Source organism: Kribbella sp. NBC_00662, assembly GCF_041430295.1.
Taxonomy (GTDB): domain Bacteria; phylum Actinomycetota; class Actinomycetes; order Propionibacteriales; family Kribbellaceae; genus Kribbella.
The window spans coordinates 5331758-5348173 of the sequence record NZ_CP109029.1; the positions used below are offsets into that span (position 1 = coordinate 5331758).

The following is a 16416-nucleotide window of genomic DNA, read 5'->3' on the forward strand; positions in this document are numbered from 1 at the left end:
AAGACCTCGACATCCCCGACTTCCTGAAGTAACGGGAGCTCAGCCGTCGGTCGGCGGCTGAGCCTGGCGCGGGCGGTAGACCGACACGACGACGCCGTACCGCGCCTCGTCCGGGCCGGCATCGGTCAGCCCGTCGACCAGCCCGCTCAGGGTCTCGGCGAGCTCTTCTGCCTGGGCCGCGGTCAGCCGCAGGTTCCGCACTGTGAACATCGGGTCGGGGTCGGCCGTCTCCAGGTCGGCCGCGACTGCCTGTAGCGCGACGGTGTTGTTCGCCCGCGCGCCTTCGCCGGAGAAGCCGAACCGCCGGACGGACCGGCGGTAGTACTGCTCGGTCCCACCGCGGACCTGCCTGGTCTCTGCGACGTGCACCATGCCGGCGTCGCGAAGCACGCCCAGGTGATGGGCGACGTTGCCCTTCGCCGTCCCGAGCGCGGCGGCCAGTTGGCTGATCGTCGCGGCCTCCTGGCCCAGCGCGAACAGCAGACGGTGCCGCAACGGGTGCCCGAGCGCCTTGAACTGCGCGGCGCTCGTCACCTCCAGATGATCCACGATCTCGGCCATGATGAAAGCGTCGAATATTCTTGACGCTTTGTCAATCCGGATGCTCTACTCCAGTCATGGAAACCGAAGAGATCAGATCCGTCCTCGGCCGGCTCGGCGCGTTGGTCGGCGAGCACTACGTCTTCCCCGAGGTCGGCGCGGAGGTCCGGGACCGGTTGGCGACGGCGGTCGCCGACGGCCGGTACGACGAGCTCCGGACCCCGGAGGAACTGGCCGAGCACGTCACGGCCGACCTGCAGCTCGGTAACCGGGACAAGCATCTGCGGCTGATCTTCCGCCGCGAAGGGTTGCCGGACGAGACGGACCCGGCGGCGGAGGAGGCGCACTGGCGCCGCCGGGCCGAGCTCGACGCCGGCGGGATGGCGCGCGTCGAAAGGCTCGACGGCAACATCGGGCTGCTGGAGATCCGGCCGCTGCTGTATCCCCCCGAGCTCGCGGGCTCCGCGGTCACAGCCGCGCTGTCGCTGCTGGCGTCGACCGACGCGTTGCTCCTCGACCTGCGCCGTTGCCTCGGCGGATCGCCTGATCAGGTCGCGTTCGTCTGCAGCTACCTGCTCGACTCCGACGAGCCGGTCCACCTGCAAGACCTGGTCAACCCGGCCGAAGGGACAACGCGGCAGTTCTGGACGGCGCCGTACGTTCCGGGTCCGCGCTTCGGCAAGCACAAGCCGATCTGGGTGCTGACGAGTACGGCGACCTTCTCGGGCGGCGAGGAGCTGGCGTACAACCTGCAGCAGTTCAAGCGGGCGACGGTCGTGGGTGAAACGACGGGCGGAGGCGCGCACCCGCGTCGCGGCTTCAAGCTGCACGAGCAGCTCGAGGCCTCGGTGCCGGTGGCGCGTTCGGTCAACCAGGTCTCCGGGACCAACTGGGAGGGCACCGGCGTCGCTCCCGATCTCGAGGTGCCGGCGGAGCAGGCGTTCGACGAGGCCTATCGCCGGGCGGCCGAGCACGTGATCGGGCTGCCGGCCGAGCCGGAGCGGAACGCTGTGACGGACGAGGCGCGGACGGTGCTGGGTCCGGTGGCTGTGGCTGGATAACCTTCAGTCGTGTTCGGCTACGACGAGGTTCTTCCCCCCGCCCGGGTCGTTTTCACCGATCGGTACGGCGGCGCCAGCAAACCGCCGTACGGCGAGTTCAACCTCGGCGGGTACGGCGAGGACGCCGATCGGATCGCCGAGAACTTCCGCCGGGTCGCGACCGCGTTCGAGGTGGAGCCGGACGCGGTCGTCCGGGTCAGCCAGGTCCACGGCCGCGACGTCCACGTCATCGGCCCGGACGACGACCTGCCGCTCGCGCACAACCCGAAGGTGGACGGGCTCGTCACGACGCGATCCGATGTCGTGCTCGCCGTCCGGGCCGCGGACTGCCTGCCCGTGCTGCTCGTCGGCGACGGCGTGATCGGTGCCGCGCACTCCGGACGCAAGGGCATGTACGTCGGCATCGTGCCGGCGACCGTCGACGCGATGCGGGACCTCGGCGCCTCCCGCATCACCGCCGTCCTCGGACCGTATGCGTGCGGCAGGTGCTACGAGGTTCCCGAACAGATGCGCGCCGAGGTCGCGGAGCGGGTACCGGCGGCGTACTCCGAGACGAGCTGGGGGACGCCGGCTCTCGACGTGGCTGCCGGGGTGAAGGCGCAACTGGCCGAGCTCGATGTCGACGTGATCGACGCGACCGCCTGCACGATCGAGTCGGACAACCTGTACTCGTACCGTCGCGAAGGTCCGATCAGCGGCCGGATGGCCGGGCTGATCAAACTGGTGACGCCATGACGGATCGCGCCGGCGAGCTGCGCGGCAACCTGCTGCGGGTTCAGGAGCGGATCGAGAAGGCCTGTCAGGCGGCCGGGAGATCCCGGGGCGAGGTCACCCTCGTCGCGATCACCAAAACCTTCCCAGTCAGCGATGTGCGGGCGCTGGCGGGCCTCGGAGTCCGGGACGTCGGCGAGAACCGCGAGCAGGAGCTCAAGGTGAAGGCGCCGGAGTGCCCGGAGCTCACCTGGCACTTCGTCGGCCAGCTGCAGTCGAAGAAGGCCCGGTCCGTCGTGCGGAACGCGTCGGTCGTGCACTCCGTCGACCGGTCGTCACTCGTCGAGGCGCTGTCCAAGGCCGCGGTCGCCGAGGAGAAGACGTTGCGCTGCCTGATCCAGGTGAGCCTCGCGGCGTACGGATCGGCCGAGGCGGCGACCGGTGCCGGGCGCGGCGGCGTCGAGCCCTCCGACGTACCGGAACTGGCCGCCGGGATCGCGGCCGCGGAAGGGCTGGAGCTCGGGGGAGTGATGGCTGTCGCGCCGCTGGGATCGGACCCGGACGAAGCGTTCGCCGGGCTGCGGGACGTAGCGTCGCGACTACGCTCCGAACACCCTGGCGCCGACTGGATCTCGGCCGGGATGACCGGTGATCTGGAGGCCGCGATCAAGCACGGTGCGACACACGTCCGGCTCGGGCGCGCCTTACTCGGTACGCGTCCTCCACTCGGTTAGTGTCGACATCGAGCAGGTTTTTGCTTCCTGCTCACCGTTGTTGTTTCACCGTCGAACCGGATCGAGGTGCTGGAGGGCCATGAGCGGCGCACTGCGCAAGATGGGTGTGTACCTCGGCTTGGTCGAGGACGGGGAGCGCTACAACGCGCGGTACGACGACTACGAGTACGACGAGTACGACGACGACGCAGTCGACGATGTTGACGGGGACTCCCACGAGACCGAGCCGGTACCTGCCGGCCGGGAGAGCCGCGAATCTCGCGAGCACCGCGAGGACCGTGAGAACACCAGCGGCGCCACGGTCAGCAAGTTCCCAGACCGGCGCGGGGTCGCGCCGTCCCCGGAGGTAACCGAGTTGGCCCGCATCACCACCGTGCACCCGCGCAGCTACAACGAGGCGCGCGTCATCGGTGAGCATTTCCGCGACGGCACCCCCGTCATCATGAACCTGACCGAGATGGATCACGCCGACGCCAAGCGACTCGTCGACTTCGCCGCCGGCCTGATCTTCTGCTGCCGTGGATCGATCGAGCGGATCACCACCAAGGTGTTCCTGGTCTGCCCGCCCAACGTCACGGTCGCCGCCGAGGAGAAGGAGAAGATCGCCGCGGACGGGTTCTACAACCAGAGCTGACGCTCTGGTTGGCTCCTGGCCTTCCGCCGTCTTCTACACTCATTGACGACATGTTTGCTCTAGCGCTCGTCCTCAGTGTTCTCAGCTGGGTGCTGCTCGCCTTCTTCCTGGTACTGGTGGCGAGGTTCGTGCTCAGTCTGATCGTCATGTTCGCGCCCCAGTGGCACCCGAAGGGCCCACTGCTCCTGTTCTTCGAGCTGATCTACTCGATCACCGATCCGCTGCTGAAGCCGCTGCGGCGGATCCTGCCCCCGATCGGGGCGGGCGGGGTGCGGATCGACCTGTCCATGCTGATGCTGTTCGTCATCGTTTCGGTGGCGATGTCCATCAACTCAACGGCTCTACGGTCGTTGTAAGGGTGAGAACGGCGAGGACTGGGTAGGTAGAGTCTCGGGAAAAACGGGGCTGTGTCTACTGGGCCGCTCCGCTGGGCAGGACCGTTGTCGACCGCCCGGATTCCGTCATAAGACAACGAAGCGATAACGTGATCTACTGAGTCGCCGGAGTGCAACACTACGGGGACTCCGCCAAGACACAGACAAACGAGGTGAAAGATGCCGCTGACGCCGGATGACGTCCGCTCGAAGCAATTCACGCCCGTCCGACTACGGGAGGGCTACGACGTCACAGAGGTCGACTCCTTCCTCGACGAGGTCGAGGCAGAGCTCGAGCGACTTCTCGCCGAGAACGAGGAGCTGCGGGCCAAGCTCGCGGCGGCTCAGCGCGCGGGTGCGGACCAGCAGCGGCCGGTCGTCGACCAGACCGCTGCCCTGCCGCCTGTCGTGCAGCAGCCCAAGCCCCCGGTCGTGGTCGAGAAGCCGGAGGAGAAGCCCCCGGTGATGCCCGCGGTCGCGGCGGCCGGTGCGGCTGCGGCGGCCGGCTCGGTCGGCGACGCCTCCAGCTCGGCCGTTCGGCTGCTGGAGATGGCCACCAAGCACTCCGACGACCTGGTCCAGGAGGCGAAGGACACCGCCGACAAGATCATCGGCGAGGCCCGCGCCAAGGCGGAGCGCCTGGAGAACGAGGCGCGTGGCAAGGCCGACCGGATGACCGGTGAGGCCCGCGCCCGCGCCGAGAAGCTCGACGGCGAGATCGCGGAGCGTCGTGCGCAGATGCTCGGCACGCTGGAGAAGCAGAAGGGTCAGCTCGAGCGCACGATCGACGACCTGCACGCGTACGAGCGTGAGTACCGCAGCCGCCTCAAGACGTACTTCACCGAGCAGCTGAAGGCGCTCGGCAACGGCGACGACACGCTCAGCCCGCGCAACGGCTTCCGCCCGGAGGCCCGCGCCCAGGCTCACGGTCACGGCGTGTAAACAAAACCTCGTTGAGGAGGCGGTGCTTTCCGGCGGCACCGCCTCTTCGTCATGTCTGGACACTTCTGACACACGGTCCCACCGTGGTGACAGGGCGTCAGGACCAGGCGAGAGAGCGCAAGTCTGAGTAGTGCGGGTGATTCCCCGGCCGGTCCATCGGGGAACACACTCCAGAAGTCGTAGCCGAGTGGCGCCGGAGCGCCCCGGTACAGCTCCCACACTCGCTGCCGGGCTGCCACGTCCGCGACCCACTCCGCCTCGCAGTCCGCGCTGGCCACATCGTGACCGGGCTCCCAGTAGGTGCAGCTCAGGTAAGGACTGTGCGCGAGATGCTGCACCTTCACCGGCGTCTTCCGCGTCACGATCCAGCCGGTCAACGAGCCCGCGCCGTACGCCCACCCACCCCGCTGACCCGCCGCATTTGCCTGGCCCACCCACGAGCTAAGGGGTTTGTGACCCTGGTTACGGGTCACAAACCCCTCATTTGCCGGGTCAGCCAGCGAAATTGCTGGGTCAGCCAGGCAAATGCGAGTGCGGGCGAGGCCCCCGGCCCCGGTCGGGGGTCGGGGGCGGCGGCGTGAGTGCGGGGACCCGGGGGTGGGTGGGGGGTTAGGCCTTTGTCAGCCAGTAGCTGAGCTGCAGGTCGTCTTCGGTGCCGCTGGCAACGTCTGCCTCCGAGGGGGCGGACTGGTTCAGCTCGACGGCGAGCACCTCGCGGGCGATCTCGTCCGCGTGCTTGCCCAGGGCATCCGTCAGCTCGGTGTCGGTCGAGGTCAGCCAGACCTTGATCCGGTCCGAGACCTCGAGGCCGGCGTTCTTCCGGGCCTCCTGCAACGTCCGGACCACCTCGCGGGCCAGGCCCGCCTGCCGCAGCTCCGGCGTCACCTCGAGGTCGAGGGCAACGGTCTCGCCCTGCTCGTTGACCACCGACCAGCCTTCCTTCGGCCGCTCGGACAGCAGGACCTCGGACTCGCTCACCCGGACGTCCTCGCCGTCGACGACCACGCTCGCCGACCCGGTCTCCTTCAGCTCGACCGCGAGCGCACCGGCGTCCGCGGCGGCGATCGCGGCCGCGACCACCGGCGTCTGCTTGGCGAACCGCTTGCCGAGCTCGCGGAAGTTGCCCTTGGCAGAGAACTCGACCAGGTCCGCACCTGCCGCGGACAACGGCTCGACCGTGCCCACGTTCAGCTCGTCCGCGATCTCCTGCAGCAGCTCGGGCGACAGGTCCGCGATCGCGGCCGATCCGACCAGCGCGCGGGCCAGCGGCTGGCGCGTCTTCACCTTCGCCTCGGCGCGGGCCGAGCGGCCGAGCTCGACGACCCGGCGGGCCATCGACACGTGCTGCGCGAGGACGTCGTCGATCAGTGTCTCGTCGTACGTCGGGAAGCTCGACAGGTGGACCGACTCGGGCAGCCCCGGCATGACCGGACGGAAAACGTCCTGCCAGACCCGCTCGGTTACGAACGGCGTCAGCGGCGCCATCACCCGGGTCAGCACCTCGAGCGTCTCGTGCAGGGTCGCCAGTGCGCCGGCGTCGCCGGCCCAGAACCGGCGGCGCGAACGGCGGACGTACCAGTTCGAGAGCACGTCGACGAACGAGTTGATCAGCAGACCGAGCCGCTGGGTGTCGAACGCGGCGTACGCCTCGTCGGTGTCGCGGACCAGCCGGTGCGTCTCGCTCACCAGCCACCGGTCCAGCACCGAGCGGTCGGCGACGGCCGGAGCATCTTCCGGCGACCAGTCCGCCAGCCGCGCGTACAGCGCGTGGAACGCGACCGTGTTCCAGTAGGTCAGCAGGACCTTCCGGACGATCTCGTTCAGCACGTTCGGCCCGATGCCGCGCGCCTTCCACGGCGAACCCGACGCGGCCATGAACCAGCGCACCGCGTCCGCGCTGTGGTCGTCCATCAGCGGGATCGGCTCGAGGATGTTGCCGAGGTGCTTGGACATCTTCCGGCCGTCCTCGGCCAGGATGTGCCCGAGGCAGACGACATTGCGGTACGACGACTCGTCGAAGACCAGCGTGCCGATCGCCATCAGCGTGTAGAACCAGCCACGGGTCTGGTCGATCGCCTCGGAGATGAAGTCCGCCGGGTAGCTCTGCGCGAACTTCTCCTCCGACCCCTCCGCCCACGGGTAGCCCCACTGGGCGAACGGCATCGAGCCCGAGTCGTACCAGGCGTCGATCACCTCGGGCACCCGGCGCGCCTCTTGACCACACTGAGGGCAGTCGAAGGTGATGTCGTCGACGTACGGCCGGTGCGGGTCGGTCGCGCTCAGGTCGCGGCCGGCCAGCTCACCGAGCTCGGCCAGCGAGCCGACGCAGACCTGGTGGTCGTCGGCGCAGCGCCAGATCGGCAGCGGCGTACCCCAGAAGCGGGACCGGGAGACCGCCCAGTCGATGTTGTTGCGCAGCCAGTCGCCGTACCGGCCCCACTTGACGGAGTCCGGGTACCAGTTGGTCTGCTCGTTCTCCCGGAGCAGCGCGTCCTTGACCTGCGTGGTGCGGATGTACCAGGACGGGAGCGCGTAGTACATGACCGGGGTGTGGCAGCGCCAGCAGTGCGGGTACGGGTGCTCGTACGGCACGTGCTTGAACAGCGCCCCGCGCGCGTCGAGGTCCTTGACCAGGTCCTCGTCGGCCTTCTTGAAGAACTGCCCGCCGACCAGCGGTACGTCGGCGTTGAAGTGTCCGCTGGAGTCCACCGGGTTCACCACCGGCAGGTTGTACGCGCGACCGACCGCGAGGTCGTCCGCACCGAACGCGGGGGACTGGTGCACCAGACCGGTGCCGTCCTCGGTGGTGACGTAGTCCGCGAGCACGACGTAGTGCGCCGGCTCGTCGAACGGCACCAGCTCGAACGGGCGCTGGTAGTTCCACAGCTCCATCTCGCGGCCGACGTACTCGTCGGTCACCGTCCAGCCTTCACCGAGCCGGTCGAGCAGCGGCTTGGCGACGACGAGCGACTCGACGCCGTCCGTGGCGACGACGTACTCGACGTCGGGGTGTACGGCGACGGCGGTGTTCGAAACGAGGGTCCAAGGAGTCGTCGTCCAGACCAGCAGCGACGCCTTGCCCGCGAGCGGACCCGACGTCAGCGGGAAGCGGACGTAGACCGACGGGTCGACGACGGTCTCGTACCCCTGGGCGAGCTCGTGGTCGGACAGACCGGTCCCACAGCGCGGGCAGTACGGCGTGATGCGGTAGTCCTCGACCAGCAGGCCCTTGTCGTGGATCTGCTTGAGCGACCACCAGACCGACTGGACGTACTCCGGGTCCATCGTCTTGTAGGGGTGGTCGAGGTCGACCCAGTAGCCCATCCGGACGGTCAGCTCGTTGAACGCGTCCACGTGCCGCAGCACCGACTCGCGGCACTTGGCGTTGAACTCGGCGATGCCGTACGCCTCGATGTCGTTCTTGCCGCTGAAGCCGAGCTCCTTCTCGACCGCGACCTCGACCGGGAGGCCGTGGCAGTCCCAGCCGGCCTTGCGCTCGACCCAGAAGCCCTTCATGGTCCGGTAGCGCGGGAACACGTCCTTGAAGACGCGGGCCTCGATGTGGTGCGTGCCGGGCATGCCGTTGGCGGTCGGCGGGCCTTCGTAGAACGTCCACGGCTGACCGCCGGCGGACGCCTCGAGGCTCTTGGCGAAGGTGTCGTGCTCGTCCCAGAGGGTGAGCACCTCGCGCTCGAGCGCGGGGAAGTCGACCTGGGCGGGAACCTGCCGCCAGGGTGTGTGAGGGGTTTCTGCCGCCATCTGTCCGTCGTCCTTCGTCGCCAGTGCTGCCGCTGAGCTGCTGTGACGAGGGACGAAGCACCCGGACCAGCCGGGAACCGCGCGGTACCACCCTCCTTGGTATCCCTCCGCGAGATACCCACTTCCTTTTGCTGCCGCTGCCGGTTCTAATAGGTCCCTTACAGACCGTTCTTCCGGCGGCTCCGGGGTGATGGCCCCATCAATGCCTTGCGGATCGCGGTTGTCAGTGTACGGCGTCGTACCAGCTGACTACGAATCGTTAATCGTCTTGGGGGAGTGGCCGATGAGCCGACTGAAACGTTCGGTGACGTAGCGTAGTCGCTGAGACGAGGCTGTGACGCGCGGAACATCGAGCGGACTTGAAGAACCGACTACCGTATGTCCACGGTCTGCGCGTCGGGCTGGCACGTGGTGATCACGTGGCCTACTGTCTTGCGACCAGTCCGCTTCAGTCTCCGACGAAGGCAGGGGGTAGCTGATCAGCATGGCTACATCGGCACAGAAGAAGTCCGCCCCCCAACGTTCTGCCGCGGCCAAGAAGAGCGCCGCGAAGGAGTCCGAGCCGGTCCAGAAGACGACGGCCCGGAAAGCCCCGGCACGGAAAACACCGGCGAAGGCCTCGCCGGCCAAGAAGACTCCCGCGAAGAAGTCGGCGCCGACTTCCACCGCGGCCAAGAAGGCTCCGGCCAAGAAGATCCCTGCCAAGGAAGCCCAGACGAAGAGGGTGGCCATGAAGACGAACGAGAACAGGACCCCGGCCACTGCGCCGGCGAAGTCCGCTGCACATACGGCCGAAACCTTCAAGGTGAAGCCGGGCGAGGATCCGTGGACCGCTGCCGAGCTCGCCGAGCTCCGCACGGAACTGGAGGGTGAGGTCGAGCACCTCAAGGAGGAGATCCGCGACGCCGAGCAGGAGATCGCGGGCCTGTTCCGCGACGGCAGCGACGGCGCCGGGAACGACCAGGCCGACGTCGGGTCGACCACCCTGGAGCGGTACCACGAGCTGTCGCTGGCCAACAACGCCCGCGACATGCTGAACCAGATCGAGTTCGCGCTGACCAGGATCGACGACGGCACGTACGGCGTCTGCGAGAACTGCGGCAACGCGATCGGCAAGGGTCGGCTGCAGGCGTTCCCGCGTGCGACACTGTGCGTGTCATGCAAAGAACGCCAGGAACGCCGCTGAACGACCCCGCCTCGTCTCACCAGGTGGGAGACGTAGAACCAACGGAACCGGCCGACGAATCGTCGGCCGGTTCTCCGCCGTCTCCTCCGCCGACCCGGTCCTGGAAGTGGATCGGGTTGTTCGGCGGGGTCGGTGCCGTGATCCTGCTGCTCGACCAGATCACCAAAGCGCTTGCTTTGGCGCATCTGACGCCGGGTGAGCCGGTCAACGTCATCGGCAGCCTGCTCAAGTTCAACCTGATCCGGAATCCGGGCGCGGCGTTCAGCCTCGGGACCGGTTACACGCCGTACATCTCGGCGGTCCAGATCATCGTCGCGATCGGTGTCGTCTACCTGTCCCGGCGGCTCGGGTCGGCGGGCTGGGCGGTGGCGTTCGGGCTGCTGTTCGGCGGCGCGGTCGGCAACATCATCGACCGGATCTTCCGGGAGCCGTCGGCGTTCCACGGGCACGTGGTCGACTTCCTGCAGACGCCGCACTGGGCGATCTTCAACGTCGCGGACATGGCGGTGACGTCGGCCGCGATCCTGCTGGTGATCCAGACGCTCCGCGGGGTCAAGCTCGACGGGACCCGGGAGCAGCGCAAGTGACCTCCCGGACAGTGATGGTTCCCGACGGTCTCGCGGGGGAGCGGCTCGACGCGGCACTGTCCCGGCTGTTCGGCGTTTCCCGGACCAAGGCCGCCGAGCTGATCGAGTCCGGCCAGGTCCAGGTCGACGGCGTCGCCGCGCTCAAGTCCGCGCGCGTCACCGCCGGCGTGATGCTCGACGTCGAGCTGCCGCCGCCGCCGTCCGAGGTGACCGTCGTACCGGAGACCGTGGACAACCTGCGGATCGTGTACGACGACGACGAGATCGTGGTCGTGGACAAGCCCGTCGGGGTCGCCGCGCACCCGTCTCCGGGGTGGACCGGCCCGACCGTGATCGGTCACCTGGCCGGGGCGGGCTTCAACATCTCGACGAGCGGCGCGGCCGAGCGCAAGGGCATCGTGCACCGGCTCGACGTCGGCACGTCCGGGCTGATGGTGGTCGCGAAGACGGAGTACGCGTACACCGTGCTCAAGCGTGCCTTCAAGGAGCGCACGGTCAAGAAGATCTACCACGCGCTCGTCCAGGGGCATCCCGACCCGTTCACCGGCACCGTCGACGCGCCGATCGACCGGCATCCGCACCACGACTACAAGTTCGGCGTGGTGGCCGGCGGCAAGCCGAGCGTGACCCACTACGAGACCCTCGAGGCGTTCCGCTACGCGACGCTGCTGGAGATCACCCTCGAGACCGGTCGCACCCACCAGATCCGCGTCCACATGTCCGCGATCGGCCACCCGTGCTGCGGCGACCTCACGTACGGCGCCGACCCGGTCCTCGCCGAGCGCCTGGGTCTGACCCGCCAATGGCTGCACGCCATGCGCCTCGGCTTCACCCACCCCGGCACCGGCGAGTACGTCGAATTCACCTCGGAGTACCCGGCCGACCTGGACCAAGCCCTGGACCTGCTCGTCGACACATGAGGTCTCTCCGGGCGCTGACGATCGCCACCATCGTCGCGCAGGGAGTCTTCATCGCCGGCACGCTCGTCGGTGGTGCGATCGAGGGCCACGGCTACAACGCCGCCCGCCACGACATCAGCGACCTCGCGGCGCTCACCGCCCACCACGCGACCTTGGCCCGCCTGAGTCTCGGCATCGCGGGCGTCCTCACGATCGCGTTCGCACTTCTTGTACTGCGCCCTGCCCTGCGTACCGCCGACGGCCGCGAATCCGTCGGCGCCTGGCTGGTCGCCTTGTCGCTGGCCGGCTGGGACAACCTCAGCGACGCCTTCTTCCGCCTTGACTGCCGCGACGCGGACGCCGCGTGCCTGTCGACTGCCTCCTTCGACTCCTGGCACGCCAAGGTGCACCTCGCGTCGTACGTCGTCGCCGGCGTGGCGACGGTGATCGCGCCGTTCCTGCTCTCCCGCCGGATGCGCACGGTCGACGGCTGGCGCGACCTGGCCGGCCCGACCCGGATCACGGGCTTCGTCATCATCGCCGCGCTGGCCGTGACGGTGTTGGCCGGCGGCACCGCGGTCCAGGGTCTGGCCCAGCGGTTCGCGCTCTTCCTGGTGTCGCTGTGCGTCGTGCCGCTTGCCGTGCGAGTGCTGAGACTGACCGGATAGCGGGCGGGTTGAGGGCTCCTCGGAGAGCCCGTTCGGAAACTGTCTGAGGGGCGAACTAGGCTGCTCCAGTCACGATCACTTATGCCCTGGGAGGTCCGCGCCGATATGGGGTCCAGCGACAGTTTCGTGCATCTCCACGTGCACACCGAGTACTCGATGCTGGACGGCGCCGCGCGGATCGACGAGTTGTTCAAAACCGCCCAGGAGATGGGGCAGCCGGCGATCGCGACCACCGACCACGGCTACGTGTTCGGGGCGTACGAGTTCTGGAAGACCGCGAAGAAGTACGACGTCAAGCCGATCATCGGCGTCGAGGCTTACCTGACCCCGCACACCCACCGCTCCGAGCGGAAGCGGGTCAAATGGGGCGACGCGAACTCCGGCCGTGACGACGTCTCCGGCTCGGGTGCCTACACCCACATGACGCTGCTGGCGAAGAACACCTCCGGCATGCACAACCTGTTCAAGATGAGCTCGCTGGCCAGCCTCGAGGGCTACTACTTCAAGCCCCGGATGGACCGCGAGCTGCTGAACACCTACGGCCAGGGCCTGATCGCGACCACCGGCTGCCCGTCCGGCGAGGTGCAGACCCGGCTCCGCCTCGGGCAGTACAAGGAGGCCGTCGAGGCCGCCGCGGAGTTCCGCGACATCTTCGGCAAGGAGAACTTCTACTGCGAGCTGATGGACCACGGCCTCGGCATCGAGCGGGACATCCAGAAGGACCTGCTGAAGCTGGCCAAGGACCTCGGACTGCCGCTGGTCGCCACCAACGACCTGCACTACACCAAGCCCGAGGACTCCCAGGCGCACGCCGCGCTGCTGTGCGTGCAGTCCGGCTCGACGCTGTCCGACCCGAACCGGTTCAAGTTCGACGCGAACGAGTTCTACGTCAAGACCGCCGCCGAGATGCGCGAGGTCTGGAAGGACTTCCCGGAGGCCTGTGACAACACGTTGCTGATCGCCGAGCAGTGCGACGTCAGCTTCACCGAGGGCGAGGGCCGGTTCATGCCGCGCTTCCCCTGCCCGGAGGGTCACAACGAGGAGTCCTGGTTCGTCGCCGAGGTCGAGACCGGCCTGCACCGGCGTTACCCGGCCGGCATCCCGGACCAGGTCCGCAAGCAGGCGGAGTACGAGATCGAGGTCATCACCTCGAAGGGGTACGCCGGGTACTTCCTCGTCGTCGCCGACTTCATCAACTGGGCCAAGGAGCACGGCATCCGGGTCGGTCCGGGCCGTGGCTCCGGCGCCGGCTCGATGTGCGCGTACGCGATGAAGATCACCGACCTGGACCCGCTCCAGCACGGCCTGATCTTCGAGCGCTTCCTGAACCCGGAGCGGATGTCGATGCCCGACTTCGACATCGACTTCGACGACCGCCGCCGCCCCGAGGTGATCCGCTACGTCACCGAGAAGTACGGCGACGACCGGGTCGCGATGATCGTCACCTACGGCACGATCAAGGCCAAGCAGGCGATCAAGGACGCCGGCCGGGTGCTGGACTACCCGTTCGCGATGGGCGACCGGATCACCAAAGCGATGCCGCCGTCGGTGATGGGCAAGGACATCCCGCTGTCCGGCATCTTCGACTCCGCCCACAAGCGGTACTCCGAGGCCACCGAGTTCCGCTCGCTCTACGAGTCCGACCAGGACGTCCGCAAGATCGTCGACACCGCCCGCGGCCTGGAGAACCTGAAGCGCCAGTGGGGTGTGCACGCGGCCGGCGTGATCATGTCCAGCGAGCCGCTGATCGAGCTGATCCCGATCATGCGCCGCGAGCAGGACGGCCAGGTCATCACCCAGTTCGACTACCCGAGCTGCGAGACGCTCGGCCTGGTCAAGATGGACTTCCTGGGTCTGCGCAACCTGACGATCATGGACGACGCGGTCAAGAACGTCGAGGCCAGCCGCGGTATCACGCTGGACCTCGACCAGCTGGCCAAGTCCCTCGACGACCAGCCGACGTACGACCTGCTGGCCCGCGGTGACACGCTCGGCGTGTTCCAGTTCGACGGCGGCCCGATGCGCGCGCTGCTGCGACTGATGCGGCCGGACAACTTCGAGGACATCTCCGCGGTCGGCGCGCTCTACCGGCCCGGCCCGATGGGTGCGAACAGCCACACCAACTACGCCCTCCGCAAGAACAAGCAGCAGGAGATCAGCTACCCGCACGACGAGCTCGCCGTCGCGCTGGAGCCGATCCTGGGGACGACGTACGGCCTGATCGTCTACCAGGAGCAGGTCATGGCGATCGCCCAGCAGCTCGCCGGGTACACGCTCGGCAAAGCGGACCTGCTCCGCCGGGCGATGGGTAAGAAGAAGCGCGAGGTCCTGGACGCGGAGTACGTCGGCTTCTCCGAGGGCATGAAGGCGAACGGCTTCTCCGAGCAGTCGATCAAGGCACTCTGGGACGTGCTGGTCCCGTTCTCCGACTACGCGTTCAACAAGGCGCACTCCGCGGCGTACGGTCTGGTGTCCTACTGGACGGCGTACCTGAAGGCGAACTTCCCCGCGGAGTACATGGCCGCTGTTCTGACGTCCGTGAAGGACGACAAGGACAAGATGGCCATCTACCTGAACGAGTGCCGCCGGATGGGCATCAAGGTGCTGCCGCCGGACGTCAACGAGTCCGACTCGAACTTCACCCCGGTCGGCACCGACATCCGCTTCGGCCTGTCCGCGATCCGCAACGTCGGCGTGAACGTGGTCGCCGAGATCGTTGCGGCCCGCGAGGAGAAGGGCCGCTTCACGGACTTCGTCGACTTCATCGACAAGGTGTCGCTGCCGGTCTGCAACAAGCGCGTGATCGAGTCGCTGGCCAAGGCCGGTTCGTTCGACTCGATGAACCACGCACGGCGGGCCGTGGTCGCGGTGCACGAACAGGCCGTCGACGAGGCCATCGACCTCAAGCGCAACGAGGCCCACGGCCAGTTCGACCTGTTCTCGATGGGTGACGACGAGGCCGACGAGGGCGAGGGCAACAGCCGCCTGACCGTCACCGTCCCCGAGATCGAGGAGTGGGACAAGGCGACCAAGCTCGCGCACGAGCGCGACATGCTGGGGCTGTACGTGTCGGACCACCCGCTGTTCGGCGTCGAGCACGTGCTCACCAACGGCAGCGACTGCACGATCGGTCAACTGCTCGCCGACGAGGACCGTCCGGACGGCAGCCGGGTGACGATCGGCGGCCTGGTGACCGCGGTCCAGCGGAAGGTGAACAAGCGCGGCGACATCTACGCGATCGTCACGATCGAGGACCTCGAAGGTTCGATCGAGGTGATGATGTTCTCCTCGGCGTACCAGCTGCATGCTCACCTGCTCACCAACGACGCGATCATCCTGATGAAGGGCCGGGTACGCCGCCGCGAGGACCGCCTCGAGCTGAGCGGTGACGAGGTCGTCGTACCGGATCTCACCGAAGGCCCGAGCGGACCGGTCGTGATCACGATGGCAGCCAACCGGTGTACGCCGCCGGTGGTCACGCAGCTGCGCGACGTGCTGAAGTCACACCCCGGGATGACCGAGGTGCAGCTCAAACTGCAGGCGCGGCAGAAGACCGAGATCTGGCGGATCGCGGATCAGTACCGGGTCACCCCGACCTCGGCGCTGATGGCCGATCTGAAGGCGCTCCTCGGGCCGTCCTGCCTGGCCAGCTGATCGGCACTGGAATCGATGCGGCACACTGTCGACGTGAGTCAAGAGTCGCCTCAGCCCTCGCCGTACATGGCGCCGCCGTCGAGTAATCCCTTCGGCGCGCCGCCGGTTGAGGATCGCCCGCTGCCGTGGGCGAAGGCCGTGCTGGTGACGGTCGCCGTGTTCCTGGTGGCAGGCGTGGTGGCCGGGTGGGCGTGGCAGGAGTTCTCGCCGCTGGCGCAGTACACCGTGGACGAGCAGGGTGGTGCGCTCGGCGAGGAGCAGATGACCCGGATCTTCGGGCCGGACGGGACGTTCACCGCGATCGGGTTCCTGGCCGCGTTGGTGCTCGGCGGCGCGCTGTTCTGGTGGCTGCGGAACTACGGTCCGTGGTCGGTCGCGATTGTTGCCCTCGGCGCCTGCTTGGGGTCGGGCGTCTGCTGGGGTGTGGGCATGCTGCTCGGCCACGACGCGATCGAGCCGCGGCTGCGGGCCGCCCGGCCGGGTGATCTGGTCGCGGCGCCGCTCGAGTTGCATACCTGGACGCCGGTGGCCGCCTGGCTCGTCGGCGCCGCGCTGGCGTGCGCGGTGATCGCGGCCACGACGTGGCGCGCGGATCCGGTTGCTCCGGTTGCAACCACTTCGCAACCTCCTGCGTCAGACCCTGCGCCACCGGTCCACTAGCCTTTGC

The 16416-nt window shown here is 68.0% G+C and carries 14 protein-coding genes; 12 read left to right on the forward strand and 2 right to left on the reverse strand.

Annotated features, from left to right (window positions below; genetic code table 11):
* Window positions 1-39: 39 nt before the first annotated feature.
* Window positions 40-561 carry an ArsR/SmtB family transcription factor gene (locus tag OHA10_RS26630; protein ID WP_371401490.1) on the reverse strand — a complete coding sequence of 174 codons (522 nt, stop codon included), beginning with the start codon at window positions 559-561 and terminating at the stop codon, window positions 40-42.
* A gap of 56 nt (window positions 562-617) precedes the next feature.
* On the opposite strand from OHA10_RS26630, the gene OHA10_RS26635 reads away from it, so the two are divergent.
* The 6 genes from OHA10_RS26635 (at window position 618) to OHA10_RS26660 (ending at window position 4996) form a co-directional block, all read left to right on the forward strand.
* On the forward strand, window positions 618-1601 hold the full coding sequence (locus tag OHA10_RS26635) for a S41 family peptidase (protein ID WP_371401491.1): 984 nt from the start codon (window positions 618-620) through the stop codon (window positions 1599-1601).
* Window positions 1602-1610: 9 nt separating this feature from the next.
* A complete protein-coding gene (locus OHA10_RS26640) occupies window positions 1611-2336 on the forward strand; it encodes a polyphenol oxidase family protein (protein ID WP_371401492.1) in 726 nt (241 codons plus the stop codon).
* The gene (locus OHA10_RS26645; RefSeq protein ID WP_371401493.1) at window positions 2333-3046 is read left to right on the forward strand and encodes a YggS family pyridoxal phosphate-dependent enzyme; all 714 of its coding nucleotides are present in this window, start codon (window positions 2333-2335) and stop codon (window positions 3044-3046) included. Before OHA10_RS26640 ends, OHA10_RS26645 begins: the two co-directional genes overlap by 4 nt.
* A gap of 79 nt (window positions 3047-3125) precedes the next feature.
* Window positions 3126-3680: a cell division protein SepF gene (locus tag OHA10_RS26650; RefSeq protein WP_350862673.1), complete on the forward strand. Its 555-nt coding sequence runs from the start codon at window positions 3126-3128 to the stop codon at window positions 3678-3680.
* A gap of 50 nt (window positions 3681-3730) precedes the next feature.
* Window positions 3731-4036, forward strand: a complete 306-nt coding sequence (locus OHA10_RS26655; protein WP_130446657.1) for a YggT family protein — start codon at window positions 3731-3733, stop codon at window positions 4034-4036.
* Between the two features lie 198 nt (window positions 4037-4234).
* On the forward strand, window positions 4235-4996 hold the full coding sequence (locus tag OHA10_RS26660) for a DivIVA domain-containing protein (protein WP_134098310.1): 762 nt from the start codon (window positions 4235-4237) through the stop codon (window positions 4994-4996).
* A 609-nt stretch (window positions 4997-5605) separates the two neighbouring features.
* On the opposite strand, the gene ileS is transcribed toward OHA10_RS26660, so the two are convergent.
* On the reverse strand, window positions 5606-8755 hold the full coding sequence (gene ileS, locus OHA10_RS26665; protein ID WP_371401494.1) for an isoleucine--tRNA ligase: 3150 nt from the start codon (window positions 8753-8755) through the stop codon (window positions 5606-5608).
* A 484-nt stretch (window positions 8756-9239) separates the two neighbouring features.
* On the opposite strand from ileS, the gene OHA10_RS26670 reads away from it, so the two are divergent.
* The 6 genes from OHA10_RS26670 (at window position 9240) to OHA10_RS26695 (ending at window position 16409) form a co-directional block, all read left to right on the forward strand.
* Window positions 9240-9941 carry a TraR/DksA C4-type zinc finger protein gene (locus tag OHA10_RS26670; protein WP_371401495.1) on the forward strand — a complete coding sequence of 234 codons (702 nt, stop codon included), beginning with the start codon at window positions 9240-9242 and terminating at the stop codon, window positions 9939-9941.
* 23 nt (window positions 9942-9964) lie between these two features.
* A complete protein-coding gene (gene lspA, locus OHA10_RS26675; protein ID WP_371401496.1) occupies window positions 9965-10528 on the forward strand; it encodes a signal peptidase II in 564 nt (187 codons plus the stop codon).
* Between the two features lie 14 nt (window positions 10529-10542).
* Window positions 10543-11448, forward strand: a complete 906-nt coding sequence (locus tag OHA10_RS26680; protein ID WP_371407995.1) for an RluA family pseudouridine synthase — start codon at window positions 10543-10545, stop codon at window positions 11446-11448.
* Complete coding sequence (locus tag OHA10_RS26685) at window positions 11445-12095, forward strand: DUF998 domain-containing protein (RefSeq protein ID WP_371401497.1); 651 nt, start codon at window positions 11445-11447, stop codon at window positions 12093-12095. Before OHA10_RS26680 ends, OHA10_RS26685 begins: the two co-directional genes overlap by 4 nt.
* A gap of 105 nt (window positions 12096-12200) precedes the next feature.
* Window positions 12201-15749, forward strand: a complete 3549-nt coding sequence (dnaE, locus tag OHA10_RS26690; RefSeq protein ID WP_371401498.1) for a DNA polymerase III subunit alpha — start codon at window positions 12201-12203, stop codon at window positions 15747-15749.
* Between the two features lie 33 nt (window positions 15750-15782).
* Window positions 15783-16409 (forward strand): hypothetical protein, encoded by a 627-nt coding sequence (locus OHA10_RS26695; RefSeq protein ID WP_371401499.1) that lies wholly within the window; start codon window positions 15783-15785, stop codon window positions 16407-16409.
* Window positions 16410-16416: the final 7 nt, after the last annotated feature.

What these genes read in the sequence shown, in the direction of transcription:
- OHA10_RS26630 (WP_371401490.1), bottom strand. Translation starts at nt 561, where the DNA reads ATGGCCGAGATCGTGGATCATCTGGAGGTGACGAGCGCCGCGCAGTTC.
- ileS (WP_371401494.1), bottom strand. Translation starts at nt 8,755, where the DNA reads ATGGCGGCAGAAACCCCTCACACACCCTGGCGGCAGGTTCCCGCCCAG.
- OHA10_RS26635 (WP_371401491.1), top strand. Translation starts at nt 618, where the DNA reads ATGGAAACCGAAGAGATCAGATCCGTCCTCGGCCGGCTCGGCGCGTTG.
- OHA10_RS26650 (WP_350862673.1), top strand. Translation starts at nt 3,126, where the DNA reads ATGAGCGGCGCACTGCGCAAGATGGGTGTGTACCTCGGCTTGGTCGAG.
- OHA10_RS26645 (WP_371401493.1), top strand. Translation starts at nt 2,333, where the DNA reads ATGACGGATCGCGCCGGCGAGCTGCGCGGCAACCTGCTGCGGGTTCAG.
- OHA10_RS26660 (WP_134098310.1), top strand. Translation starts at nt 4,235, where the DNA reads ATGCCGCTGACGCCGGATGACGTCCGCTCGAAGCAATTCACGCCCGTC.
- OHA10_RS26685 (WP_371401497.1), top strand. Translation starts at nt 11,445, where the DNA reads ATGAGGTCTCTCCGGGCGCTGACGATCGCCACCATCGTCGCGCAGGGA.
- dnaE (WP_371401498.1), top strand. Translation starts at nt 12,201, where the DNA reads ATGGGGTCCAGCGACAGTTTCGTGCATCTCCACGTGCACACCGAGTAC.
- OHA10_RS26670 (WP_371401495.1), top strand. Translation starts at nt 9,240, where the DNA reads ATGGCTACATCGGCACAGAAGAAGTCCGCCCCCCAACGTTCTGCCGCG.
- OHA10_RS26655 (WP_130446657.1), top strand. Translation starts at nt 3,731, where the DNA reads ATGTTTGCTCTAGCGCTCGTCCTCAGTGTTCTCAGCTGGGTGCTGCTC.
- OHA10_RS26680 (WP_371407995.1), top strand. Translation starts at nt 10,543, where the DNA reads ATGGTTCCCGACGGTCTCGCGGGGGAGCGGCTCGACGCGGCACTGTCC.